This is a genomic window from Clostridium sp. MCC344 (assembly GCF_018785365.1).
Classification (GTDB): domain Bacteria; phylum Bacillota; class Clostridia; order Lachnospirales; family Lachnospiraceae; genus Pilosibacter.
In genome coordinates this window covers 1-945 of sequence record NZ_WQPQ01000047.1, presented here as the reverse complement: position 1 = coordinate 945, position 945 = coordinate 1, and the positions used below count along the sequence as shown (strand labels likewise).

At 47.7% G+C, this 945-nt stretch carries 1 protein-coding gene; it reads left to right on the top strand.

The window, feature by feature from the left end; genetic code table 11:
• A partial coding sequence (locus GPK90_RS11985) for a recombinase family protein (protein WP_215703093.1) occupies positions 1-945 on the top strand: 945 nt, incomplete at its 3' end.

Here is a 945-nt window from a genome sequence, read left to right as displayed (position 1 = left end):
ATGGAATTTATCAGAGAAGATTGTATTTACGCAAGACAGTCAGTAGACCGCAAGGACAGTATCAGCATTGAAAGTCAGATTGACTTTTGCAAGTATGAATTGAAAGGTGGGAGCTGCCGGGTATTCAAGGACAAAGGCTATTCCGGTAAAAATACGGATAGGCCGGAGTTTCAAAAGCTGTTGGGCGAGATCCGCAAGGGAAAGGTCAGGCGGGTCATCGTGTATAAACTGGACCGTATAAGCCGCTCTATTCTGGACTTTGCAACGATGATGGAGCTGTTTCAAGAGTATGATGTGGAGTTTGTATCATCCACAGAAAAGTTTGATACTTCGACCCCGATGGGCCGGGCCATGCTGAATATCTGCATTGTATTCGCCCAGCTTGAACGGGAGACAATTCAGAAGCGTGTCACAGACGCCTACTATTCCCGGTGTCTGAAAGGTTTCCACATGAGCGGACAGGCACCATACGGTTATCAGTTAGAGCCTACTGTGGTAGAGGGTATCCGTACAAAGAAAATGGTTGCCGACCCCATAGCCGCCGACCATGTACGGCTGATGTTTGAAATGTACGCTGAACCGGAAACCTCCTTCGGAGATATTACCCGATACTTCGAGGAACAGGGTATCAAGATTTACGAGAAGTCAATGGTTCGGAGTTTTCTTTCCCAGCTTTTGCGAAACCCCGTTTATGCACAGGCCGACTTGGAGCTGTACGAATTTTTCAAGAGTCAGGGTGCAGCGATTGTCAATGACGCTTCTGACTTTGCCGGAACAAACGGCTGCTATCTCTATAAGGGGCGGGATGTGAAGGAGGACAAGGACAGGTGCTTAAAAGACCAGATACTTGTTATCGCTCCCCATGAAGCACTCATTTCCTCTGACACATGGCTGAAATGCCGGAAAAAACTTATGGCAAATACCACCTTCCAGCAGGGACGGAAA